The organism is Gracilimonas sp., from assembly GCF_040218225.1.
Lineage (GTDB): Bacteria > Bacteroidota > Rhodothermia > Balneolales > Balneolaceae > Gracilimonas.
In genome coordinates this window covers 218,112-244,261 of record NZ_JAVJQO010000007.1, presented here as the reverse complement: position 1 = coordinate 244,261, position 26,150 = coordinate 218,112, and the positions used below count along the sequence as shown (strand labels likewise).

Below are 26,150 nucleotides of genomic sequence, written 5' to 3'. Positions count from 1 at the left end.
CTAAACTACCGGTTGCTCGCATCATAGAAAGGGTTGTCGTCGTAGGTGTCTTTCTGCTGATAAGCCCGGGAGTATTTAACATAGTTGCTGGCGTATTTAGGAATCGATGCGATTTCCTCATCGGTGAGTTTACGGGCAGCTTTGGCGGGAGAGCCCATATACATATATCCGCTTTCGATGGTTTTGCCGGGAGGTACCAGGGTTCCCGCAGCTACAATCACATCCGGCTCAATAGTCACCTCATCAAGTATCGTAGCGTTGATGCCAACAAGTACGCGATCTTTAATAGTGCATCCGTGAACAACCGCGCCATGACCAATGGTAACTTCATTGCCGATAATAGTCGGCCCGGTTTGATTCATCACATGAATACAAACGTTATCCTGAACGTTACTTTTATCTCCAATCTGGATAAAATTTACATCACCCCGGATGGTTACATTAAACCAAACACTGCTTTCCTTGCCAAGGGTTACGTCTCCGATTATATCAGCACTGGGAGCAACAAAAACAGTTTCATCAAACTGGGGAGAACGTTTCAGGAATTCGTAAATCATAGAGAAGATGTTAGTGAAGTTTATATAATCAGGAAGGTATGAATAATGAATAACCAATATCCAACGCTCAATATTCAGGTTGAAGGTCGCTGGAAATTGGATATTCATTATTCTGTGTTGGATATTGAATAACGTACATTCAAAACAATCCTTCACTCCTCAGGCTGGTGAAGTTGTAACCGGCAATGATCAGGTGATCCTCAACTGGGATGGACAATAGTTTTCCGCATTCTGCCAGTCGTTTGGTGAGTTGAATATCCGCACTGGATGGTTTGTTTTGCCCGGAGGGATGATTGTGAACCAGGATGATAGAGTCAGCTTCATTGAGTACAGCCTGTCGCATTACTTCTGCCGGATCAACAATGGTGGCTGTTTTCCCACCGGTGCTGATTTTGTGATAACCAGTCAGGATTTTGGCATTGTTTAGAAATCCTACGAGAAAGGTTTCTTTGGTGAGGTGACGAAGTTTGGGAGCAAAATAAGCGTTGGCATCTTCAGGAGAAGTAATTTGGATTTCTTCTCCAAGCCCGGCTACTTCAATTCTTCGAGCCAGCTCGAAGGCAGCTTCCAGTGTGATGGCTTTAACCTTGGCTATTCCCGGAATCACCTTGAGGGATTGCCAGTCTTTACGAACGAGATTGTGCAGGCCGTCAAACTTTGAGAGCAAAGCCTTGGCTGTTTCAATGACGTTAAGTTTCCGGGTTCCGGTTCGGATCAGGATGGCCAGCAGCTCGGAGTCGGAAAGAGAGTCGGCGCCATAGCGCATCAGTTTTTCCCGGGGCTGTTCATCCGGCTGCATATCTTTGAGCGTACGGCTGTGGAAGTGTTCTATCGAAAAGGATTCTTCATGTGACATAACGCTCTGGTTGTTTTTATTTGTTTTATAGTCAGAGCGGCTTGAAGGCAATTCCTTACAAAAAAGTTTAAGCCAGATAAGGGAAAGTCATCCCGCGGCGAATGCCCGGGATCTGGTTTTCAGATAAACAAAAAATATCTGAAGGTGGTAATAACCAGATTCCCGCCTGTGCGGGAATGACAATTATAAAACTTAATCCTCTTCCGAAAACTCCAGTATATCCCCCGGCTGGCAATCCAGTACCTCACAGATAGCCTCCAGAGTTGAAAACCGAATGGCCTTGGCTTTCCCGGTTTTCAGGATCGATAAGTTTGACATTGTGATTCCAACTTCCTCCGAAAGCTCGGTAAGGCTCATCTTCCGCTTGGCCAGCATTACATCCAGATTTACGATAATGGCCATGCTTACACCGTTAGTTTTTGTTCTTCGTAGATGCGGGCACCTTCTTTGAATACATAGCCTAATACAATGATGAAAATACCGTTCATCAGGAAATCTTTACCAAACAGATTCAAAGAAGTGATGTCAATGCCTTCGGGAAGTGCTAAATCACTAAAAAGAGGCAAAGAAATAAAATGCCCTGCACTCATGAATTGAAAAGAAATATTAATGATCGAAGAAATGATTAATGTCCAGCCAATCACGTATAAATGAGAAGAGTTTTTGGCTTGAAAAGGGTCTCCCTCGGCAACGCTCCTCAACACTTTTGAAAGCATGAACAGGATGATAAAGAACACAATATTCTCGTATAGTTTTAATCCATTAAAAAAGAAAAATGCGCTTTTTATTTCATCATAAGGTCCAGAAATTTGAACCTGTGATTCCATGTCTTCATGGATGTTTAAGCGGATATTTTCAAGCTCGATATCGTTGTATTCTTCAAACTGCTGCAGTTCAAGGTGCACGGAGATATCATTTATTACGACACGCTCTTGTGACATAAAAGCTGTATTCATGATTAGCTCCGCTCCCACACCTATAATAATAAGCCAATATCCGATCTGGCATATATAAAGCAGTAAATAAGCGAGTGACCAATCTTTTCTGAGTTTCATAAGCAGATTATTTAGTTCTAACCTGCCTTTAAATAAAACAAATAATTTTTGAAAAGCAATAACTATTTATTGATAAACAATAAATAGTTGCCGAATAAAGAAATTGAGTGTTTTTCAAGATGTGGCATTTCGCTCCAGCTCAGAATATAGGAGCAAGTGGTAAAATAGTCATCCCGCGGCGAATGCCCGGGATCTGGTTGTTCGAATAGATTAAAACTATTTGGATATTGAATGTATCCAGATTCCTGCCTCCGCAGGAATGACTTTGGTGATTATCTGATAAAGCTGTTCAACATTCGATGTTCCTTGTTCTTATCCGCTTCCGCCCATCAATGGCTCGTTGAAGGCACGGATGCTGGAGTTCGGTAATCCTTCGGGATAGGTATCCTTCACCATTTGAAGTGCATCAATCACCATCTCAAGGTGCATCTCTTTGGAGTTTTGGTAGAAGGATTGAGCGTCATCAGTCAGTTTGGGTTTACCATGCAGGGGTTTATCGCTCACACATAGAAGAGTAGCATGCGGTATCCGGTATCGAAACCCATTAGTGGCCACGGTAGATGATTCCATGTCAATGGCCACGCTGCGACTCATGTGAATTTCTTCCACTGTTTTGGCTTTCGAAAATTCCCAGTTGCGGTTGGCTGTGGTGTACACGGTTCCAATACGATGCTCCATTTCATGCTGATCAAGCACTTCTTTCAGGTATCGGTTCAGGATATAATTCGGTGAAATCGGAATTCCGATGGGGAATAAGTCATCCAGTACCTTATCGGCGCGATAATATCCGTTGGCTAAAACAAAATCGCCAATATCCTGATGGTTTCGAAGTCCGCCGCAGTGACCAACCATAACCATTGCATCCGGACGAAGCACGCCCACGTGGTCGGTAATGGTTTTTGCATTGGATGGACCCACACCGATATTGATAAGTGTAAGCCCTGAGTTGTTGTCCATCTTATGGTGATAAGCGGGCATTTGCACACCTTCACGAACCGGTTTCACGCAATCTGGGAACTTCTCCAGGAACACTTCGACGTGCATATCATAGTTGGTAAACAGGATATATCTCTGGAAGTCGGCCGGATCGGTACTGGTATAATGTCGAAGCCGGTCGAGTGAAATATCAATGCGTTCAGCCCGAAATAAAAAGAGTTTCTTTTGGGTGATGTCCCAGTCACTTTCATCGAGGTTATCAAAAAGCTCCGGGTTGTTCATGGGCAGTGCTTCCCGGGAAGGTTTTACAAAAACGGTAGCTCCATTGCTCACCAGTCGTTCAATTTCTCGTTTTAGATACCAGCGGTAAGCTTTGGGTTGAGCCAGCTCACCGTCAATCACAGGATTATGCTTGCTCCATGTTCGCTCCACGATCATCTGCGGATATTTGCCTGAATCGTAAATTTCTTCCATCAGGTTGCACGCTTTATCAATAGCTTTTTTAAGTTCTGCCTCCGAAGAAAACTGATCTTTAACTAATTTGAGCGTATCTGACATATGAGTAGCCGTAATTTTTCATTTTCGATTGAACCGTGGGTCACCACAGATGAAGAGGTCAAATATACGACGAATATCTTCAAACTTTTGAGTCGTAAGATGAAAATTGAATCTGAAGGTCATTCGGCTGCTTTTTCGATACTAAAGGCTCCTGATTGGATTAATGTGATTCCACTTACATCTGAAAATGAAATCGTGTTGGTAGAGCAATACCGGTATGGAATTGAGCAACCTACGCTGGAACTTCCGGGCGGAATGGTAGATCGGGGAGAGTCGCCGCTGGAGACCTCAAAAAGAGAATTGCTGGAAGAAACTGGTTATGCAGGAGATGAGTGTATTGACCTGGGGAGGGTTAGTTCTAATCCGGCAATTTTCACCAATTACACCTATACCTACTTAATTAAAAACTGCAAAAAAGTTCAGGAACAACAGCTGGATGGCAATGAACGAATAAATGTACATCTGATGCCACTTGAAGAGTTTTTAGAAATGGTAAATCAGGGTGAAGTACATCACTCACTGGTGGTGGCTGCGATGGCTAAGTTCTTGTTATGGATAAGCAATTCTGAATAAACCGAACGATTCTTTCCTCAAATCCAGTTATCTCAACCCAACAAAAAAAATTAACTATTCATATCAATGATTGAAAAAGGAGCAAAAGCAGATTTCGATTTTACAGTAAAGGCCGTGAAAAACGGAGAAGAAAAAGAAGTTAACTTTACTGAGTTGCTGGACAAGCCAGCCATCGTTTCGGTATATATGAAGAACAACACCAGCAGTTGCGACCGCCAAACTAAAGATCTGGCTGATGAATCTGCATGGTTTAAGGAACATGGCTACAATTTGGTGGCTATTAGTAAAGACACCTGTGGTTCTCATAAAAGATATGCGAAGAAGCAGGGCATAGACTTCACTCTGGTTTCAGATCCTGATTATAAGTTCGCAGAAGCCACAGATTCCATTGTGGAAAAAAAGATGTTTGGAAACGAGTATGAGGCCCCCTCACGTTCGGCCTTTGTTATTGATACAGATGGTACTATTTTGGGCACTATTGAAAAAGTGAATACAAAAGAACACGCCAGAGAGTTAAAAGAACTGGTTGAAAGTTTGAAATAATTATCCTTATTGCATGAAAAGCCTTGTCATTGTAGAGTCTCCTACAAAAACTAAAACCATTAAGAAGTACTTGCCCGACGGGTATGTAGTAGACTCCTCTATGGGTCACATTCGTGATCTTCCCTCCTCGGCGAAGGAAATTCCTGCCAAGTATAAAAAGGAAAGCTGGTCGAATTTGGGAATCAATGTTGATGACCGGTTTGATCCTTTGTATGTGATTCCATCATCCAAAAAGAAAGTGGTTACCAAACTCAAAAAACTGCTTAAAGATGCTGATGAGTTGATTCTGGCAACAGATGAGGACCGTGAGGGAGAAGCTATATCATGGCATTTATTGGAAATCCTGAAGCCAAAAGTGCCGGTAAAACGAATGGTATTCAGGGAGATTACGAAAGAAGCTGTTTTGAAAGCCCTCGAAAATACTCGCGACATTGATATGAACCTGGTCCATGCCCAGGAAACCCGACGAATTTTAGATCGCCTTGCGGGCTATACGGTTTCCCCATTATTATGGAAGAAAATTTCTCCGGGACTCTCAGCAGGCCGGGTTCAGTCTGTTGCTGTTGAGTTTCTGGTTGAGCGCGAACGCGAACGTATGAAATTTAAAAGCGCTACCTATTATGACCTGAAAGCACAGCTTCATAAAGAGGGAGAGAAAGATAAGTTTGATGCTGACCTGACTCATCTGAATGAAAAGAGGCTGGCAAGCGGTAAAGATTTTGATGAAAATACCGGCAAGCTCAAAAAGCCGGATTCTGTTGTACTGTTAGATGAAGACAAGGCTTCGGCTTTGGTCGATGATCTGAAAGGTGCAAGCTGGTCGGTAATTAACGTGGATGTTAAAACACAGAAGCGAAATCCAGCGCCTCCGTTTATTACTTCAACCCTGCAGCAGGAGGCTAACCGTAAGTTTGGGTTCTCTGCCCGTGATACCATGAGCGTTGCCCAGAAGCTATACGAAAAAGGGTTTATTACTTACATGCGTACCGATTCAACCCGACTTTCGGGGCAAGCTATTGGTGCTGCCCGTGATGCGGTGACCGAAGAGTACGGTGAGGATTATTTATTTGAACGCGTTCGGAATTACAGCAAAAAAGGCAAATCTGCACAGGAGGCTCACGAGGCGATTCGTCCATCAGGTTCCCGCTTTGTAAAACCGGAAAAGGCTGGCTTACGTGATCGTGAGTTTAAGCTATACGATTTAATCTGGAAGCGAACTATTGCTACCCAGATGGCAGAAGCTGAGCTCGAATTTACGAATGTCACTATTCGGGCAACCAATAATGGAACGGATGCGGACTTCCGGGCAGGCGGCAAAAAGATTTTATTCCCCGGATATTTCCGGGCCTACGTAGAAGGAAGCGATGATCCGGAGGCGGCTCTGGAAAATCAGGAAAACTTTCTTCCTGCAATGAATGAAGGCGATAAAACTGCGCTTGATGATCTGAACTTTGTAAGTCATGAAACCAAGCCGCCGGCGCGATTCACGGAAGCTACACTTGTGAAAGAGTTAGAGAAAAGAGGAGTAGGTCGCCCGAGTACGTACGCCTCCATTATCAGTACCATTCAGGATCGGGGGTATGCCAAGAATGAAGGCAAAACACTGATTCCAACCTTTACGGCTTTTGCGGTTTCTTCGTTATTGGAAAAGCATTTCCCGGATTTAGTGGATAGTGATTTTACTTCAGAACTGGAAGACAAACTGGATGCGGTAGCTACCGGAAATCAGGATCCCGTAAAATATTTAGAAGATTTCTATAATGGTGATAATGGCCTGAAGGCAAAAGTAGATACTCAGGAAGATAAAATTGATCCGCAGGAAGCAAAACTGCTTGATTTACCACTGGAAGGTTTAGAGGGAATCAAAGTTGCGGTGGGCCGATTTGGACCCTATGCCCGCATGGAAAAGAACGGCGAAGAAGTAACTACTTCGCTGCCCAACGATATGGACCCAAGCGATATCTCTTCAGAAAAGCTGGAAGAGCTGATTAAGATTTCTGAGGAACAGGACAAGCCCATCGGTGAAGACCCTGAAACAGGAGACCCTGTATTCTTGCTTTCCGGTAGATATGGGCCTTACGTACAGCGTGGTGAAGTGACCGAAGAAAACAAAAAGCCCAAGCGTGTTTCCCTGCTTAAGGGAATGGAACCTAAGGATGTGGATCTCGATCTGGCATTGCAGCTGCTGGAATTACCACGGTCACTCGGTAAGCACCCGGAAGACGATAAAGTTGTGAAAGCCGGTGTGGGACGTTATGGCCCTTTTGTAGTGCATGACGGTAAGTTTAAGTCTATTCCTAAATCAGACAGCGTACTGGATATTGAGCTGAAGCGTGCTGTTGAACTTCTGAATCAGAAGTCTAAATCCCGCCGAGGAAGTAACGAGATTAAAGATCTGGGCAAGCATCCCGATACCGAAAAGCCGGTGAAAGTGATGACAGGCCGATATGGTCCATATATTAAACACGGTAAGAAAAACATCAGTTTACCAAAGGGAGAAACCCCGGAAGATTTCACCATGGACAAAGCCATCGATTTGATTAAAGAGAAAGGCTAGTAGTTCCGGAATATCGAATATTCAATATTGAAGATTGAATCTCGAAGTGGCTTTGAATTTTTTTTTGTAGATTTCTTGCCGATGCTGTCAAATCTAAAAGACAGGAAAAAGGTACATGCAAAAACGAAGCGATTTTTATTTTAAATATCCACCAAATATCGGAGAGCTCGATCTTGCCACGATGGTGAATATGTTTCGTACCAGGGGTGAGCCTCGAAAAGCCGGACCAAGTCAGCATTTTGCTTGTGCGATGAGCGGACACCTGCTCAGAGAAGCTAAGTCATGGTTTGGGCTTTATTATTCTCAAAAAACCTGGGACAACCTGCTTACCAAAGGCAGTGAAGGATTCCCTCTCACCGACATTGAATTGAACGTGCTTGGGTTGGTGTATGTAAGTGAAGACGAACCGCCACATCGTGAATATGTAGAAAAAAATTCCGGAGTGACCGAGAAGCTGGCCTATCTTATTGTCAACGACTTACGGCAATTTGGGTTTTTGGATGAAGATGACAGTGGCTTCCTTCGTATTCCGCCCAGAGGTGAAAAAGCACTTCATGGAATCTGTCGCCGGATCTACGAAAAACGATTCATGCCGGAAATGCTTAAGACGTTTACACCTGCCGAAGAGCCACAAATAGAAGAGGCTCAAAAAGAAGATCGGGAACAGACGAGCTTGTTTTAGTTTAGTCTTCCTACATTATGATTGAAGAAGAGGGATTATTAAGTCATTACACCAAGATTGAAAATCTTGAAAAAATTTTGAAGAATGCTAGAATTCTGCTAGGTCAAGTGAAAAACATGGATGATCCTCGCGAAAGTAGTTTAGGGTGGATTGATACTGTTGGAATAGGTCAAGAAATTGATTTACAAGCTTGGGAAAGAGCACGAAAGCTTAAGCAGGTCGTTGGAGAAAAATTAAGGGTCTTTTGCACAACAAAGCCTCAAAAAGACAATCATAAATCTGTTATCGAAAATTCGATTTACGGTAAACCACGAATGTGGGCACAGTATGGCCAAAATTTTAAAGGATTTTGCATACTATTTAAAAAAGAAAAACTTAAAGAAGCAATTGAATCAAAAATAAGTGATGATGATTATTTGATTCAAGATTCAGTTTACTATCCAAGTTGGTTGCATCTAGTACAAGGTGGTACAACTATAGAGTATGGTGAGAATATTTCATTAAGTGAGAAAAAAGTAACTGAGTTAATTACATCTAATGAAATTCTTCATTCTATCTATTTTAAGAAAGGTTACGACTGGCGAGAAGAAAATGAATATAGGTGGCTTATTTACTCAAAAAAAGTAAAGCCAATTTATATAGATGTTGAAAAAGCAATACACTCAATTGTGCTTGGCTATAAATTTCCAGAAAGCAGATATGATGAAGCAAAAAACTACTGTTTAAAGTTGGGTTGTAAATGTTATGCTTTAAATTATACTCATCCAAAATATGAGCTAATAGAACTTATTTAGTGACAGTTTGATGAACTTTCTATATTTGTAAAGATTCTTCAACGCTACTTTACTCTCCCGTCTGATTCGTTATATTCCCGAAGCACTTCAACTAACGCGGGATATTATGCAACGTTTATTCGGATACACTTTTTCTCTTTTCCTTCTTATAGCTTTTACGGCTGAAACCTTTGCGCAGGGAACGCAGCTTCTTCGTGAGCCCTCCATTTCAGAAAACAGTATCGTATTTGTTCATGCCAACGATCTCTGGAAAGTGGACAAAAACGGCGGTGACGCGATTCGCCTAACCAGTAATATCGGAGGCGAGTCCAATCCACACTTCTCACCCGATGGAAATATGATTGCTTTTACCGGAGAGTATGATGGAAACTCAGATGTATTTGTGATTCCGGCTGAAGGGGGCTCACCACAACGGCTGACCTGGCACCCGGTTGATGATGTGGTAACGGGCTGGACACCTGATGGAGAAATTCTGTTTCGATCTACACGAATGGCTCATCCCACACAATTGAATCGAATCTGGAAAGTGAGTACCGAAGGTGGAATGCCGGAAGTGTTGCCTATTCCCAGGGCAGCGACCGGAGAAATGTCGGCTGATGGAAAACACCTGGCCTATAATCCCATTACGTTTTGGGATCCCGAATGGAGAAATTACCGGGGCGGACAAGCACAGCCCATCTGGATTGTGAATTTGGACAATTTTGAATTAATTCAAACTCCAAGAACTGATAATGAACGCCACACCGATCCGGTTTGGCATGATGGTTCCGTGTTCTATCTTTCCGAAAGAGATTTTGCGAACAATATCTGGTCCTTCAACCCGCAAACAGAAGAAGAAAATCAATGGACCTTTCATTCTGATTTTGATGCGAAAAGCCTGGATGCCGGATTTGGCATGATCGTGTATGAACAGGGTGGTTATCTGCACCTGTTGAATCCTGAAAACGGAGAAACGGAGCAGTTGGAAATCAATGTGGCCGGAGACATGAACTGGGGGCGTCCACGCTGGGAAGAACCGAATGCATACTCGCTGGATAATGCGGCTATTTCTCCAACAGGAAAAAGAGCTGTTTTTCAATTTCGGGGAGAGATTATCACAGTTCCCAAAGAAAACGGAACGTGGAGAAATCTGAGCAATTCAGCTTCCAGTGCAGAGCGATATCCGATCTGGTCGCCCGATGGAAGTCAGGTTGCCTGGTTTTCTGATCAAAGTGGAGAATATACGCTGATGATCGGTGATCAATATGGATTAGAAGGCCCGAAATCCATTAAGCTGCCAAATCCAACCTTCTACTTTCGTCCCGACTGGTCACCAGATGGGAAGCACATTGCTTATACCGATACCGATTATAATCTCTGGTATGTGAATGTGGAATCCGGAGAAGCAAAAGAAGTAGATACCGATGGTTATGCTCACCCCAACAGAACCTTGAACCCGGTTTGGTCGCCAGACGGTAAGTGGATTGCCTACGTCAAGATTTTGGACAATCAATTTAAGGCCGTGAAGGTGCATAATGTGAAATCGGGGAAAACCCACCAGCTAACAGATGGAATGTCGGATTCAATAACTCCTGTATGGAGCGAAGATGGTAAATATCTTTATTTCCTGGCCAGCACTGATTATGGATTAAATACCGGCTGGCTGGATATGAGCTCTTACAATATGCCGGTTACCCGCGCTTTATATATGATTGTGTTGTCTGATGACGAGCCTTCACCACTTCTCCCAAAAAGTGATGATGAAGAAACATCAGAAGAAGAAAAGTCGGAAGAAGACGCTGAAATGGAAGTTGTAATCGATTTGGATGGAATTGCTGAGAGAACTTTGGCGGTTGATATTCCACAGCGTAATTATACAGGGTTGATGGCCGGCCCCGGTGGGGATGTATTCTACACAGAAGCGGTAGAAAATGAAGGAACGCGGCTTCATAAATTTAGCCTGGATGATCGGAAAGGAAGTTTATTTATGGCAAACTTTAACGAAGGAGTGGTTTCTCAGGATCGCAAGAGTTTGCTTTACAGAAGCGGAGGAACATGGGGGATTGTAGGAACTGATGGCGGAGAAAAGAAAGCAGGCGATGGAAGCTTGAACATCTCTGGCATCCAGATAAAAGTAGATCCACAGGAAGAGTTTGTGCAGATATTCAGGGATGGATGGCGCTTTATGAGAGACTTTCTCTATGTAGATAATATGCATGGAGCCCCATGGAATGATGTATATGATTGGTATGCGCCATGGGTGGAACAGGCCAAACACCGTTCTGATCTAAATTATGTGCTGGATATTATGAGCGGAGAAGTCGCTGTAGGACACTCATATGTTGCCGGCGGCGATTATCCTGATCTTGAGGAGGTTCAGGCAGGATTACTAGGTGCTGATATTTCACTTCAAAATGGAGCCTATCGTATCGACAAGATTTATACCGGAGAGAGTTGGAATCCCGATCTTAGGGCTCCCCTTTCAGGTCCGGGTATTGATGTGAATGAAGGAGATTATGTGTTGGCCGTAAATGGGAAAGAAATCTCATCCAGTGAAAATTTTTATAAAGCTTTTGAAGGAACAGTAAACCGACAGGTTCAGCTTCTGGTAAATGATCGTCCCAGAACACAAGGTGCACGCCTGGTAACTGTAGTTCCGGTTTCTAATGAATATGGACTGAGAACCCGGGATTGGGTAGAAGGTAATCGGCGTAAAGTTGATGAAATGTCAGATGGAAAACTGGCTTATGTTTGGGTTCCAAATACCGGAAACGGAGGGTATGAATATTTCAACCGCTACTACTTTGCTCAGCAAGATAAGATGGGCGCTGTTATTGATGAGCGAAACAACGGTGGTGGTTCTGCCGCTGATTATATGGTAGACATCATGGCTCGTGATTTACATGGGTTTTTCAACAGCAAAGCCGGTGACCGTAAACCATTTACAACTCCCGGTGCTGGAATCTGGGGTCCTAAAGTTATGGTGATTAATGAGCGAGCTGGCTCAGGTGGTGACCTACTTCCATTCTTATTCCGTAAGATGGAAATCGGTCCGTTGGTGGGAGCAAAAACCTGGGGCGGATTGGTTGGAACTTGGGACACTCCGCCATTTGTAGATGGAGGCCGATTTGTAGCTCCTCGGGGTGGCTTCTATAACTTGGATGGTGAATGGGATGTGGAAGGCGAAGGTATCGCGCCAGATATTGAAGTCATGCAAACACCAAAAGAAGTCATAAATGGACATGATCCTCAGCTGGAAGCAGCTATTAATGAAGCTATGCGTTTACTGCAGAATTATGAAAATCCCATCATTCCTACACCCAAGGATCCGGTAAGGTGGAAACGACCAGATCGTGATTCAGGAGATAATTAAATAATCTGGCACGTAGCCCGGACAGTCTGTCAAGGCTACGTGCTGGAAATACTCAATTGCTCCGCTGCTTTGCTTCAGAGTCGAATTTAAGTATGACTTCTTTAAAAGTAATTGTAGCAGAAATCTTGAAAGAATATTGCTGCAATGAGGGGTATGTAAGATAAGTCTGGTTGATTTATGGTATATTGACTTACCAATAACGCCTAACTCTGGCGTTGTAAGCAATTGTCATTAAGAAGGTTAAGCCGTCGTCAAAATAACTCGGTAATTTTACTTTCAGTACTGCTTTTCTATGAAAAAAATCCGGTTACTTATAATTGAAGATAATCGCTTGCTTCGGGAGGGCCTCACGGAAGTCTTGAAGAAAGAGTCCGATTTTGAGGTAATTGCTGCTCTTCAAACGGATGAAAAAATGCTGTCCAAAATTCAAACCTCAAACATTGATGTAGTATTGCTCGATTTAGGCTTGCAGAGTTATGACAGTTTAGACATTGTAAAGCTGTTTCGGAAAAATGACACAGATGTGAAGGTAGTTTTGATGGGCCTTTTTGCGACTCATTCCGAGGTCTTAGACTTTGTGGAATGTGGGGTGAAGGGGTTTATTCTAAAAAATGCAACAGTTGATGATTTTTTAACCACAATCCGTGCAGTAGCAAGGGGTGAAAAAGTATTGCCTGCTTACCTTACGGATTCGCTGTTTGCACAGATTGTAGAACAATCTCTAAATGGGCCGGAGGGAGAGAAAAAAATTCTCGATTCAGTGCAAATGACTCAAAGAGAAAAAGAAGTTATTGAATTAATTGCAGACGGCCTTACAAATAAAGAAATAGCTCAAAAATTATACATCTCTCCCCATACCATAAAAAGCCATGTGCATAATATTCTTGAGAAACTAACCCTCCACAGTCGGCTGCAAATTGCAAAATATGCCCACGATAAAGAATCATCTGCCACAAATGATTAAACGGGCTAACACTCTTTGGCAGACAATATTTCCTGCTCTTTTAATTATGCCCTAAATAAAACTAGTCCCTTTCTCATCCTTTTGTAGGATAGTCTTTTCAAGAAAAAACGACTAAGCTCTTTATGCCCTTTCTGTAACGAATATGAAGAGGGTGTGGCTAATTTTATTAAAGAAAGGTTAAGAATGGACAAGACCAGGCTGCTTATCATTGAGGATAATAGGCTGATTCGTGAAGGCTTGGCTGAAATGTTTAAGAATCAGGAAAAACTGGAAGTGGAAGCCGGTTCCGGAGATCAAGAAAAATTAGATCAAGAGATAGATCGGTTTAAGCCACACGTAATTCTTTTGAATTCAGCGTTACAAAGGCAGTATAGTTTGGAGGTTGTGCAACGGGTAACTGAAAGATCTCCCGTTACAAAAACAGTGGTGATGGGCCTCGCTCTATCAATGGATGAAATCAATGAATTTATGGATGCCGGAGCTACCGGATTTATCCTAAAAGATGCGACACCGCAGAAATTCATCAAAACAATAACGGCCGTAGCCAAAGGTGAAATTGTGCTTCCCTTGCATTATACCGATTTACTACTGTCTCATATAGTGAGCAATACGATAGTAAAGGAAAAAATTACACCCGGGGAATCGGTTCAAATCACTCAATTTGAATTACAACTGCTCAAACTATTAAGTGAAGGGTTAAGCGATGAAGAACTTGGGGAAAAGCTGTCTGTCACTCCTGAAAGTGTAAAATTCCACATTCATAACATTAAACAAAACCTCTACCTCTTTTCTCTTTTGGATTCTCGTCCTGATTGAAATTCTCTCACAGAAATTTCACAAACAAAAACTTACCCCCTTCTCTACACCTAAAGGACTAGTCCGCTTTTCATTACTACAGGCGATTACAACTGGCCCAAACTAAAGGTAAGCTTAAGTAACAATTTAAAAGGATTACCAATGAAACAGTTTTACCTAATACTTATCACATTTGTCCTGTTACTTTCGGCTCAGCAAGCCACTGCACAGACAAAAAATTTCGGTCTTGGCGTCATGCTTGGAGAGCCCACGGGATTAAGTGCTAAACTATGGACCTCCAACAACAATGCCCTCGCATTTGGGCTTGGCTGGTCAACCTATCATCCGAGATTTGAGGACAACGGAAGCCGAATTCATTTCCATATGGATTACCTGTGGCATTCATTTGATTCTATCAGATCGGAAGAACAATTCGCAGTCCATTACGGAATAGGCGGACGTTTTAAAGACTATGGCGCTGATAACGGCTCATTAGCAGTACGTGGCGTAGTCGGTGTAAACTGGCTGCCAAGAAACTCCCCTCTCGATGTATTTTTTGAATTAGCTCCTTCTCTTGAATTAACCCCTTCTACAGGCTTTGCTCTTGATGGCGCTCTCGGTGCAAGATTCTACTTTTGACGCCAGCTCAATCCTGTTACACGAAAACCTATGTTGTCTAACTATCTAATCAAACCAAAATGAAAACCAAAAACGAAACCTTAAAAAACACTTTTACTATCTCTAAACTAATACCTCAAACTTCACGCCTTCTGGGCCTGAGCTTTGTGATGGCCCTAATGCTGTTCTCAACTGCACTGACACAACCGGCGGTTCCTGAATTATCAGCCCCGGCAGATTCTGCAATTAGTCAGCCTCAAAACCTAACCCTGAGCTGGAATGCCTCAGCCGAAGCAGATTCTTATACCTTACAAGTATCAGAAAATGAAAATTTTAGCGGCACGGTTTTTAATGAATCTGACCTTTTAGATACTGTGAAGTTAGTCTCAGGCTTGGATCTTAACACTGCCTATTACTGGCGTGTAAGTGCAACTAATGTTGACGGTACCAGTGCTTTTTCAAGCCAACGGATTTTTACAACATGGGAATCCGTCCCAACAAGCCCTGATTCTGTAAATCTTGGAACAGCCGGTAATTATGTATTGCTGGCAAAGACAGCCATTTCAACTGTACCTGCGTCTGTCATTACAGGCGATGTTGGGATTAGCCCGGCAGCAGAAACGTATATAACAGGTTTTAATCTGACTGACGCTACCGGCTATGCAACTTCACCACAAATAACCGGAAAAGTGTACGCCTCTGATATGGCAAGTCCAACGCCATCTAACCTTACTACAGCTGTAAGTGACATGGAAACAGCGTTCACTGATGCCGCCGGTCGTGTCACTCCTGATTTTGTTGAGTTACATGTTGGCGATTTAGGCGGAAAAACCCTTATCCCTGGTTTATACAAATGGGGTAACACGGTAATAGTCCCAACAAGTTTTGAAATTAATGGTGATGAGAATTCAATCTGGATCTTTCAGATTGCCGGAGACCTTACTGTAAGTTCAGACATTAATGTAATCTTAGCCGGTGGAGCGCAGGCCAAAAATATATTCTGGCAGGTATCCGGTGAAGTAAATATTGGTACAAATGCACATTTTGAAGGTATCATCCTGTCTATGACGGCTATTAACCTGAACACAGGTGCAAGCTTAAACGGACGTGCATTAGCACAAAGTGCCATTACCTTAGACCAAAACACGATTACTCAGCCTAACTTTACAGTGGTAACCAGTATTGGCGGAACAGAAAATTCATTACCAGCAGAGTTCACTCTTTCACAGAATTACCCGAATCCATTCAACCCTTCAACAGTGATCGGTTACCAGGTTCCGGTAAATACAGATGTTCGCCTTGAAGTATTCAACATGCTGGGACAAAGCGTGGCATTATTGGTGAATGAGCAAAAGACGGCCGGTTCATATACCGTCACTTTTGATGCTTCTGCATTTTCAAGTGGAATCTATATCTATCGCATTTATTCTACCGGCTTCAATCAAACCAGAAAAATGTTGCTGATCAAATAAACCGACGAGTATTTAAGCAACCCCTTACGGCCCTGATTTATACTAAATAGATCGGGGCATTTTTGAGTCTTCTCTCTATTTCTTACAAACCATCCGATACAAACATTTTTACAATAGAATAACCTATTCAAATTATAATAAACAAATCATGAAAAAGTCTTTAAATGCCTCAATAAAAATATTCAAGCAATCAAAATTAATGATAGCTTTTACCACCGTGGTAATAGCCGGAATGCTTGTAACAAGCTGCTCGAACGACAACAACCCAACAGGTGGAAATGGCGATATCGACATACCCATCCAAACAACTTCACAAGCGATGGTGAATCTTAATTCCGCTGGGAACTATGTAATCCTTGCTGGTTCGGAAATTTCCAACATTCCTACCTCCGCCATTACCGGAAATATCGGGATTAGCCCTGCCTCCGCTTCGTTCATCACCGGATTCTCAATGGTTTATACCGCCGGCGATGCTCAGTCAACTTCCGCACAAGTAACCGGGAATTTATATGCATCAGATTATGCAGCTCCAACTCCGGCTATATTAACTACCGCCCAGGGTGATCTGACCACAGCCTACAACAATGCTGCCGGCAGAACGTCAACCGATATCGTCCTCATTTCAGGCAATATTGGTGGACTGACCCTTACTCCGGGACTTTACAAATCAAGCGGTTCGCTGGAAATTTCTTCCGGTGATGTTACTTTTGATGCTAAAGGAAATGCCAATGCAGTTTTTATCATTCAAATAGCTTCTACTTTAAATACAACCTCAGGCCGAAAAGTGATTTTAGCCGGTGGCGCAAAAGCAGCTAATATTTTCTGGCAAGTTGGAACCTCTGCCACGCTTGGAACCACTTCCGTTTTTAAAGGAACCATTATGGCTGACCAATCCATTTCGCTGGGTACCGGCGCAAGTATTGAGGGCCGACTTTTAGCGCGTATTGCTGCCGTAACTATCGAAGGCAATACCATTGTAACCCCTGCTTCTTAATACAACAATTTAATCATTGCCCTCAATAAGCCCTGGCTGATTCACTTCAGTCGGGGCTTTTTGTTTGATTGTCCGGTTAAAAACACTCAAAAACCAAGCCATCGATCAGAACGGTGATGGTCTGATCAAATTCCTACTTCTCAAATCAAAGCATAATCAAATACGTCAGCTTAACCACGGCGGCCTGACTATTCATGATCACATTCTTTTTTGGGTCAAAGAGCATCTCATTATCTCCCGTTAAGTGGTAAGAGGTGTTGAACACAAGAAAGAGATCGCTGCCTGGTGTATGAATCCAGTTAATTCTGATATTTGCCTGAATATCTCTGGAAAAGTTATCGTATTGGATCAGGGCTTTTGCAAAAAGCTTTCGGCTTACAGCCGTGGAAAAATCGGTTGATACTGTGGTTGCTTCAAACTCACCGTTAGGAATAGGAAGATCAATGATGGAATGATCGATACCGGCATCCATAGTGAAATGACGAGAAAAGCGGAAGCCAATCTCGAACTCAAAATCTGTTCTGGTACCGTCGTAGAACCCACCGGTAGCAATGCCAGCCGAACTGTATAAGCGATTACTTTCGTCGGACTCTCCGCTCAGAGAAAATCGATTAAAAGTGTAATTACCAGCTGGGATAATTGCATCAGGGCGAATATCAAAAAACTCAAATAGTCGCTCAAATTGTTGACTGGCTTGCAGCCGAATATTTTGATTGTTAACAAATTCGAGTGCTGCCGATCCTCCAAGTTCAGAAGATTGTTTAATGCCATCCTGTCCTTCTATGTAAGAATAACTGGAGCTAAAATTGAACCGTGCCAATTGCTTAAGTACGTCGGACTGGACAGTGGGATTATACCCAAGGCTTCCTGAATATTGCCTAATATCTCTTCGGCGTACAAAGCCCAAAGCCGGGTTATAGTTGCGACCAACATGCGTATAAGCAAAACCACCTGAATAAGTATCGTTGTCTAACTGAAGGCTGGCATGGCCGGCGTTATCGTTTAATCCTGAAACATCATCCCAAACCTGAGTATACCAGGTCCGAACCTCGCTTGCGCTCCAAAAACGATAGTTACCATCAAAACCTAATGCCCGGTTATACCCCCCGTTAATTTCTTCAACATTAGTAAAAATAGTACCGACTGTTGCGCGTGGTAAAACGGTTGCCTGAAGCCGGGCTACGGTATTATTTGCAGACTGACTTCCAAATAAATTACTCATTTCTGAGCCGGTTTCAATATTCATGAGCCCATAAGAAAGGCGGCCAGCTTGTCCGGTAACTCTCGCACCAGTTAAGATTTGGTCAGTAAGTCCGATTCTGCGAGAGAAGAAGGTTTGGGTTGAACGCGTGTTTCCATGCTCAAAAAGGCCAGCTCTTTCCAGAAAGAATTCCCTTTTTTCAGGGAAGAAGAGGCTAAATCGCGAAAGGTTGAGTTGCACATTGTCTGATTCAACCTGCGCAAAGTCAGTGTTTACAGTCATGTCGAGTGTGAGATTAGAAGAAATACCCCACTTCAAATCCCCTCCGATGTCGTAGGTATAGTCAGTATTGGTTTGTTCATTTTGCAGATCGGGACGAATTTCTTGTGCCCCTGAAATCACATAGGGCTTTAGCTCGATGTTATTTCCCTGTCGCACATTCTTTATTCCTTTTAAAACTCCATACTGAGAAACTGCGGATCGCACACCATTATATCCTCCATACTCTTGTCCAATGGCCGGCCAAAGCACACGTTCATTCTTGCGTATAATGGTGCGGGAAAGCATAAGGCCAAACTCCAGCTCTTCTTCATCAGGAAAGCGAAGCTGTCGGAATGGAATAGCCACTTCCAGGGTCCAGCCTTTATCATCAATTTTGGTTTCGGTGATAAATACAGCATCCCATGAAAAACCACCATAATCCAGCCTTTCATCCGTAATCAGCGCATCATCCTGAGTTCCTAACGCATTGGCCTCAAATAGATAAGCGTTACGTCCATCCATATATGTATCTAGTCCGATATAAGCATGATCGTCACGGCTGTTGCGACCGCCCCTCTCCAGATTTCTGGCTTTAATACCTTCGGGGTTTTCATCATAAAAACGAAAAGCAAAGTAGAGGTTTTCACGATCGTAGGCGATGCGTACTTCTGTATCTTCTGTAGCCGGTGCACCGTCTTCCGGCCAAACTTGAGTGAATTGAGTTATGGGTGGAATGTTTTCCCAGGTTACGTCATCCAGGTTTCCATCTATGTAAGGAGCCGTTTCTACATAAGTTGCAGTTACTTCAAAACTGCTTGGTGGAGGGACTGATATTTGATCCTGTCCCAATACAGATAATGTACTGCAAATAAAAAATAGGCTAATAAAGATTACTCTCATTCCCGCTGATATCATTTTTATGTGACTCCTGAAATCCGGATAGGAAATTACAGATTTAACCAACAGGCAGCGTGTTAAAAAGTATAAAGGGTTTCCGGAATTGTTATCCAGCGCTCTCTTTAATGGCTTTTGCTACTTGTTGAGGAACCCGTACATCAAATGGACTTGGGATGATTTTATCAGCGGAAAGATCTTCTACGCAATCAGCAATAGCTTTAGCGGCGGTGATGAACATCTTGGTAGTCAGGTTGGTAATACGGGCATCCAGTGCTCCGCGAAATATCCCGGGGAAAGCCAATACGTTATTGATTTGGTTAGGGAAGTCGGACCGACCCGTGGCTATGATTGCAGCTCCGGCAGCTTTGGCTTCTTCTGGCATGATCTCAGGAACAGGGTTTGACATGGCAAAAATCATCGGGTCTTTATTCATGGATTTCACCATTTCCTGAGTCAATACACCGGGCACCGAAACTCCTATAAAAACATCACTGCCAGACATTGCGTCTTCAAGCTGGCCACTTCGCTGGCCTTTGTTGGTTATTTCAGCCATGCGTTTTTTGGTATCATTCAAATCGGTTCGGTCTTTCTGGATAATTCCCCGGCTGTCACACATTACAACGTCTTTAACGCCCGCTTCGAATAGCAGGTTCACAATAGCTACACCTGCTGCACCAGAGCCATTCACTACAACATAAAGATCTTCAAGCTTTTTGCCGGTCAACCTCATAGCATTATACATTCCTGCCAGGGTAACGATGGCGGTTCCATGCTGGTCATCATGAAAAACGGGAATGTTCAATTCTTCTTTTAGCCGTCGTTCAATCTCAAAACAACGGGGAGCCGAAATATCCTCCAGATTGATTCCCCCAAACCCCGGGGCGATCATTTTCACCGTTTGGATGATCTCATCGGTATCTTGTGTATCAAGTACGATGGGAAATGCATCTACATTGGCAAACTTTTTAAACAGCACGGATTTTCCTTCCATAACCGGAAGTGAAGCTTCGGGGCCGATATTCCCCAAACCAAGAACGGCTGATCCATCGCTTACTACAGCTACCATGTTTCCTTTGGCGGTGTAATTGTAAGCTTTTTCCTTATCTGCTGCGATTTCTTCACAAGGCCTGGCTACTCCAGGGGTATAGGCAATGCTAAGATCATCTTTAGTTTCAAGAGGCATCTTGGGCTCGATGGAAATTTTTCCCTTATGCTTCTGATGGGCTTCAATAGCTAGCTTGGCGTAGTCTTTTTTAGACATGTAATTTTTTTAATTCTGATATAAGTTTTATCAAATAAAAAAGGTGTCGCGCATTGGCACGACACCTTTAAGTTTTAGACTGATTTAATCGTTCAGCATTTCTGAGACATTAAAAGAATTGTTTTCCTGATTAATGTCTGCCAGTCGCTGAGAAGGATCTATGGTAACCGATTTAATAGTTGAAGCGGGCTTATTGATGGTCATGGTATAACTTGGTTCAACCCATGGCCAATCTCTTAATACCGTTCGCTTCATATCGGTTTCATTAGGCTTTTCACCCCGCATTATGCGCATGGGGATATAGAACAATTCACTGCTTCCATCCTCATACTCAACCACAACATCGAGTGGCATGGGCATTAAGTCGATGCGATCAATTTTAACAGCTGTTCTGTTTTCATCTCCAATTACAGAAGTAATTCCGTAGTCGATGGTTTTGGTGGTTTGAACGAAATATTCGTAGTACCAATCCAGAATCATACCCGATTCTTTCTCCATAATGCTGAGGAAGTCGAGCGCAGTCGGGTGCTTCATTTTCCACTCTTTATGATAATTCAACATTCCGTTTCGGAAGTCTTCTTTTCCAATGATGTATTCCAGCTGATTCAGGAAAACGGCTCCTTTGGAATAGGCCGCAACTCCATAGGCAGAATTAAGATTGTAATGGTCGGCATGAGTGGTTAATGGTTCTTCGTTTCCGCTTTCTACAATGTAATTATAGCTTCGGTATGAACCTGCGTGAACATTTCCTCCCTCTCGGTTAAACAGATGAGCCATGGTTTCGGAAGAGGCAAAAACGGTAAAACCTTCATCCATCCACTCGAGTAAACTTTCGTTGGTAGCCAGTACATTTTGGTACCAGCTGTGATACATTTCGTGCACCATCACACCAACCAGGCTGCCAAGACTTCTGCTGCCGGTAATCAATGTTCCCATAGGATATTCCATGCCGCCATCACCACCCTGCAGGTTGGTGTACTGAGGATAGGGATATTCACCGAAGTTTTCGTTGGCATATTCAAAGGCTCGTATGGTATAATCAACCAGTTGCTCCCAGTTCTGAGTATACCGAGCATTCTCCTCGTCAGTAGCACCCTCAACAACAGCTGGCTGCTGATATAAAAAGTGAAGTTTAGGTCCGTCAGGAACCTGGGCAGTCACATGTTTGAAGTCAGGATCGGCTCCCCAGAAAAAATCGATTACATTTTCAGCTTTAAAGTGCCAGGTCATCTTGTCGCCGCGGGGGCGGTTGACTTCAGCGCCTTCTTCCTCGTATCCATACCCGATTTCATTTGGGTTTTGCAGGACACCGGTTCCGCCTAACACATAGTCTTTGTCGATAGAAATCTTGACATCAAAATTGCCAAATACACCGTGAAACTCACGCCCAACATAGGGATTTGGATGCCATCCCTGGAAATCATACTCAGAAAGTTTCGGGTACCACTGACTCATGGAGAATTCCACACCTTCCGCATTATTCCAGCCAGATCGGCGGATTTGAAGAGGAACCTGAGCATCCCACTCCATTCTGAAAGTGGTTGTAGCTCCGGGTTGAATGGGCTTGTTTAATTCAACCACTAAAATGGTGCCGTCTGTGGTGTATTCAACCGGCTTGCCATCCTGTGTTAATGAATTAACCCGCTGATATCCTATTTCATCCTCAGATAATCCTAGTATGCGACTACCTACTCTTTGATCTGGGTCGGCGATGGTGCGTGAACGTACATCCATCATGCTGCCTGGCTGAAACGCATTAAAGTACAGGTGATAATAGACCCGATTCAAAACATCAGGCGAGTTGTTGGTATAAACCAATGTCTGTTTCCCTGAATACTGATGGTTTTCAGCATCGACGTCAATTTCCATGGTGTAATCAACATGTTGCTGCCAGTAAGTTCGGTTTTGTGCGTTTAATGTTGAAAAGGTCAGCAAGGTGACCAATAAAAAAGATAGTAGCTGTTTCATGCTTGGTGTTGGGTTAATTCAAAATGAAAAATTTAAAATTAAGGTAGCGGTTGGGCTAAGTTTAAATTTTAAATTTTTCATTCTTAAATTCTTTTAAAAACTGTTACGGCTGGCGAAGGCCCGGCTCAAAGTGGCTTCGTCAATAAACTCCAGCTCGGTTCCCATTGGGATACCATAGGCGATTCGGGTAACATCAACCTCATAGTTCTTTAGTAACTTGTTAATATAGTAAGAAGTAGCTTCCCCTTCGGCATCAGGGTTAAGAGCCAAAATCACTTCGTTGATTTGATCATCTTCACCTACGCGCTTCAGCAATTCCTGTATACGAAGTTTATCCGGTCCGATGTTATCCATGGGGGAAATCACCCCTCCCAAAACATGATATCGTCCCCGAAATTCATTCGACTTTTCGATGATATATACATCGTTGAATTCCTCAACCACACAAATGGCGGAAGGATCTCTTTTGGGATTATCACAGATTTTGCAGGGATCAGAGTCACTTACATTTCCACAAATGGAACACCGGGTAACTTTTTCTTTCAGATCTACAATAGCCTGGGCTAATTTCTGGGCATATTCATCATTCTGTTTCAGTAAATGAATGGCAATACGCTGGGCTGATTTACGCCCCGTTCCCGGGAGCTTGGCGAGCTGCTCAATAGCCCGCTCTAAATATTCTGAGGTTATCTGCATTAAGCAATTAAAAATTAAAGATTAAAAATGAAAAATCAGGGCTCGCAGAACCCATTTTTAATCTTTCATTTTTCATTTTGAATTTCCCTTAGAGTCCGAATTTTGACATATCCATTCCGGGGATTCCGCCGCCCGGGATCATGCCTTTATACATTTCCTGCATTTTTTCTTTGGAGGCTTCTTCCGCTTTTTCGAGGGCTTTATTAACACCGGCTACAATCAGGTCTTCCAGCATCTCTTTATCCTGGGGATCAACAACATCGTTATCCATCTCAATGGAAACAATCTGCTTATTGCCATTGGCTTTCACTTTAACCATTCCGCCGCCGGCTTCAGCTTCTACAATTACGTCCTTTAAACCTTCCTGCGCCTCCTGCATTTTGGATTGCATTTCCTGAATTTTGCCAAACATGTCGGCCATATTGAAATTACTCATGATTCTAAATTAAGTTTAAAATTTTCATTTTTATCAGGCCACTAAAACACGAAAGCACAAAACTAGTATTGCTCTGATTCTAACTATTTAGTTTAGTGTTTTTAAGATTTAGTGGCGAAAACTAATACTCGAGTTCAGCCCCAAATATCTCAACAATATCACGAATAATGGGGTCTTTTTGTTGTATTTGTTTGAAACGCTCATACACACTCATAGGTTTTTCGCGCTCTTCCTGCTCACCAACCGACACATTAAAACGCAGCAATGAACCCACGCATTCCTTCAATTTTTTCTGAAGTTCCGATCTTTGTTCTTCCAGCATCTTCTGAGCGAATGGGTTGTCACATTCTAAAAACAGTTCTGAGCCTTTTAATTTTACCACTTTAACCCGCTCCATTTGAAGGTGAAGCAGCATAGGGAAATCGCCTTTAAGCGAATCCAGGTATTCCGGCCATTCCTGATTTATATATTCGAGGGTAAGCTTTTCGGGTGCTTTCTTTGCTACTTCTGGTGTTGAAGGGGAGGTGGAAACTGAGTTTGCTGCTGGCTTTGAGGCTTTCTTCGAAGCGGTCGTTTTCTGAGAAAGACTGGTCATAAGGGCCGGGGTGCCGATATCAAAATCGTCGTCTTCCTCATCTAATTCGGGTTCTTCATAATCTGCTTCTTCTGCCTCAAACTCTTCTTCAACAATTTCCTGAGGCTCTTCTTTCGCAGTATCAATTTCGTTTTCTGAGTCTTCGCTTTCCTGAGATTCAGTTTTCGGTGCTGGCTGTCCATTTGAAGAAGATTCCGGACTTTCTTTTACATCCGGTTCTTTTTCTTCTTGGGCTGAACCATTTTGAGAGGAGATTATGAAGTTACCGGAGTTTTTTTTTAACTCCTCCAATCCAGCCAGTAACTCGGATAGCTGTTCAGATCGCTCCATGTGAATCAGTTTCAGCAAGGTAATTTCAAACTGTATACGTGGCTGACTTGCATCTTTAAGTTTGATCTGCGCTTCGCTGATGATATGCAGCATCCGCATTAAATCATCGCGGGAGAAATCCTTTGCGGTCTGCTGATAGCGTTTCTTAGTATCTTCGGAAGCTTCCACCAGATACAACTTATCACTATGAAGAGCGATATATAAGTTCCGTAAGTGTTCAGTCAGCCCAATCAAATACTCCTGTATGTCGTAGCCTTCCTGCAGCAGGGTGTTGATGAGCTCAAGTCCCTTGTCGGCGTCATGCTCTTTGACACATTCCATGAACTGAAACAGGCGATCGGTTCCGACTACATTCAGTGCTTGCAACAGTTCATCGTGGGTGATGGTATCCCCACAAAAAGCAATGGCCTGATCCATCAAGCCAAGGGCATCACGTAAAGCGCCATCCGCTTTTTTAGCGATAACGTGAAGGGATTCCTCATCAATGGAAATATCTTCATCAAGAGAAATCTTCCGTAGTCGTTGAACGATTTCATCCACGGAAATGCGCTTGAAATCGAAACGCTGTACCCGTGATAGAATGGTAGGAAGTACCTTGTGTGGTTCGGTAGTCGCAAAGATAAATATGGCGTGCTCGGGCGGTTCTTCCAGCGTCTTCAGCAGCGCATTAAAAGCTGCTTTACTGAGCATATGAACCTCATCCACGATAAATACTTTGTAGCGGCCATTCTGAGGAGGAATGCGAACACTTTCACGCAGGTGATGAACGTCATCCACCTTGTTGTTGGAGGCGGCATCCATTTCAACAATGTTGAGCGTCTGGTTAAGAGACTCCCCATCCACACTCATATCCACCTGATTGATGGTTCGGGCCAAAACCCGGGCCATGGTCGTCTTTCCAACACCACGCGGACCGCAAAACATATAGGCATGAGACAGCCTGTTTTGCTTAATCGCATTTTTGATGGTGTTGCTCACATGCTCTTGTGAGACAATATCCTCAAAGGTGTGTGGTCGATATTTCCGGGTAAGTGCGCGGTATGTTTCTGACATTCTCAAAGGTCGCTTTAGCTCTGCTACAATGTACAAAAAGAAGAGAAGAATTGGAGAGTGGAATTGAGAAAGAATGCAATGTCTAGGACTAAACTTTGAGAGGAGAAATTCGGAACTCTTTTTTCAAGCTATTCAATAAATCGTCG

The 26,150-nt window shown here is 43.1% G+C and carries 22 protein-coding genes; 11 read left to right on the top strand and 11 right to left on the bottom strand.

The genetic code is table 11. The features are described from left to right. Positions 1-5: 5 nt before the first annotated feature. The 5 genes from RIB15_RS11270 to RIB15_RS11250 all read right to left on the bottom strand — a co-directional run bounded on the left by RIB15_RS11270 (position 6) and on the right by RIB15_RS11250 (position 3,962). Complete coding sequence (locus tag RIB15_RS11270) at positions 6-557, bottom strand: gamma carbonic anhydrase family protein (RefSeq protein ID WP_350202278.1); 552 nt, start codon at positions 555-557, stop codon at positions 6-8. A 139-nt stretch (positions 558-696) separates the two neighbouring features. Continuing rightward, positions 697-1,413 carry a RadC family protein gene (gene radC, locus RIB15_RS11265; RefSeq protein ID WP_350202253.1) on the bottom strand — a complete coding sequence of 239 codons (717 nt, stop codon included), beginning with the start codon at positions 1,411-1,413 and terminating at the stop codon, positions 697-699. Between the two features lie 192 nt (positions 1,414-1,605). After that, positions 1,606-1,815, bottom strand: a complete 210-nt coding sequence (locus RIB15_RS11260) for a helix-turn-helix domain-containing protein (RefSeq protein ID WP_350202252.1) — start codon at positions 1,813-1,815, stop codon at positions 1,606-1,608. Between the two features lie 2 nt (positions 1,816-1,817). Further along, the gene (locus RIB15_RS11255) at positions 1,818-2,468 is read right to left on the bottom strand and encodes a DUF2975 domain-containing protein (protein WP_350202251.1); all 651 of its coding nucleotides are present in this window, start codon (positions 2,466-2,468) and stop codon (positions 1,818-1,820) included. A 312-nt stretch (positions 2,469-2,780) separates the two neighbouring features. After that, a complete protein-coding gene (locus RIB15_RS11250; protein ID WP_350202250.1) occupies positions 2,781-3,962 on the bottom strand; it encodes a phosphorylase family protein in 1,182 nt (393 codons plus the stop codon). On the opposite strand from RIB15_RS11250, the gene RIB15_RS11245 reads away from it, so the two are divergent. The 11 genes from RIB15_RS11245 (at position 3,963) to RIB15_RS11195 (ending at position 17,306) form a co-directional block, all read left to right on the top strand. Then, complete coding sequence (locus RIB15_RS11245; RefSeq protein ID WP_350202249.1) at positions 3,963-4,535, top strand: NUDIX hydrolase; 573 nt, start codon at positions 3,963-3,965, stop codon at positions 4,533-4,535. It begins immediately after the preceding gene. Between the two features lie 66 nt (positions 4,536-4,601). Further along, positions 4,602-5,078: a peroxiredoxin gene (locus RIB15_RS11240; RefSeq protein ID WP_350202248.1), complete on the top strand. Its 477-nt coding sequence runs from the start codon at positions 4,602-4,604 to the stop codon at positions 5,076-5,078. A 13-nt stretch (positions 5,079-5,091) separates the two neighbouring features. Beyond that, a complete protein-coding gene (gene topA / locus RIB15_RS11235; RefSeq protein ID WP_350202247.1) occupies positions 5,092-7,635 on the top strand; it encodes a type I DNA topoisomerase in 2,544 nt (847 codons plus the stop codon). A 115-nt stretch (positions 7,636-7,750) separates the two neighbouring features. Continuing rightward, positions 7,751-8,317, top strand: a complete 567-nt coding sequence (locus tag RIB15_RS11230; protein WP_350202246.1) for a hypothetical protein — start codon at positions 7,751-7,753, stop codon at positions 8,315-8,317. A 17-nt stretch (positions 8,318-8,334) separates the two neighbouring features. Continuing rightward, positions 8,335-9,111 (top strand): DUF2971 domain-containing protein, encoded by a 777-nt coding sequence (locus tag RIB15_RS11225; RefSeq protein ID WP_350202245.1) that lies wholly within the window; start codon positions 8,335-8,337, stop codon positions 9,109-9,111. A 106-nt stretch (positions 9,112-9,217) separates the two neighbouring features. Then, entirely contained in the window at positions 9,218-12,463 is a 3,246-nt protein-coding gene (locus tag RIB15_RS11220) for a S41 family peptidase (RefSeq protein WP_350202244.1), read from the top strand. A 292-nt stretch (positions 12,464-12,755) separates the two neighbouring features. After that, positions 12,756-13,427 (top strand): LuxR C-terminal-related transcriptional regulator, encoded by a 672-nt coding sequence (locus RIB15_RS11215; RefSeq protein WP_350202243.1) that lies wholly within the window; start codon positions 12,756-12,758, stop codon positions 13,425-13,427. Positions 13,428-13,610: 183 nt separating this feature from the next. Next, positions 13,611-14,243: a response regulator gene (locus RIB15_RS11210; protein WP_350202242.1), complete on the top strand. Its 633-nt coding sequence runs from the start codon at positions 13,611-13,613 to the stop codon at positions 14,241-14,243. Positions 14,244-14,384: 141 nt separating this feature from the next. Beyond that, positions 14,385-14,861 (top strand): hypothetical protein, encoded by a 477-nt coding sequence (locus RIB15_RS11205; RefSeq protein WP_350202241.1) that lies wholly within the window; start codon positions 14,385-14,387, stop codon positions 14,859-14,861. 59 nt (positions 14,862-14,920) lie between these two features. Then, positions 14,921-16,312, top strand: coding sequence for an ice-binding family protein (locus tag RIB15_RS11200; RefSeq protein WP_350202240.1), 1,392 nt, complete (start codon positions 14,921-14,923; stop codon positions 16,310-16,312). Positions 16,313-16,511: 199 nt separating this feature from the next. Then, positions 16,512-17,306, top strand: a complete 795-nt coding sequence (locus RIB15_RS11195) for an ice-binding family protein (protein ID WP_350202239.1) — start codon at positions 16,512-16,514, stop codon at positions 17,304-17,306. 145 nt (positions 17,307-17,451) lie between these two features. Here RIB15_RS11195 and RIB15_RS11190 read toward each other — a convergent pair whose 3' ends face one another. From RIB15_RS11190 to dnaX, 6 genes are all read right to left on the bottom strand, one after another. After that, positions 17,452-19,668, bottom strand: coding sequence for a carbohydrate binding family 9 domain-containing protein (locus RIB15_RS11190; RefSeq protein ID WP_350202238.1), 2,217 nt, complete (start codon positions 19,666-19,668; stop codon positions 17,452-17,454). Between the two features lie 103 nt (positions 19,669-19,771). Further along, positions 19,772-20,926 carry an NAD(P)-dependent malic enzyme gene (locus RIB15_RS11185; protein WP_350202237.1) on the bottom strand — a complete coding sequence of 385 codons (1,155 nt, stop codon included), beginning with the start codon at positions 20,924-20,926 and terminating at the stop codon, positions 19,772-19,774. Positions 20,927-21,010: 84 nt separating this feature from the next. Continuing rightward, the gene (locus RIB15_RS11180; protein ID WP_350202236.1) at positions 21,011-22,894 is read right to left on the bottom strand and encodes a M1 family metallopeptidase; all 1,884 of its coding nucleotides are present in this window, start codon (positions 22,892-22,894) and stop codon (positions 21,011-21,013) included. Positions 22,895-22,987: 93 nt separating this feature from the next. Beyond that, entirely contained in the window at positions 22,988-23,590 is a 603-nt protein-coding gene (recR, locus tag RIB15_RS11175) for a recombination mediator RecR (RefSeq protein ID WP_350202235.1), read from the bottom strand. An 88-nt stretch (positions 23,591-23,678) separates the two neighbouring features. Then, positions 23,679-24,026, bottom strand: coding sequence for a YbaB/EbfC family nucleoid-associated protein (locus tag RIB15_RS11170; RefSeq protein ID WP_349353896.1), 348 nt, complete (start codon positions 24,024-24,026; stop codon positions 23,679-23,681). A gap of 121 nt (positions 24,027-24,147) precedes the next feature. Continuing rightward, on the bottom strand, positions 24,148-26,004 hold the full coding sequence (dnaX, locus tag RIB15_RS11165) for a DNA polymerase III subunit gamma/tau (protein WP_350202234.1): 1,857 nt from the start codon (positions 26,002-26,004) through the stop codon (positions 24,148-24,150). Positions 26,005-26,150 lie beyond the last annotated feature (146 nt).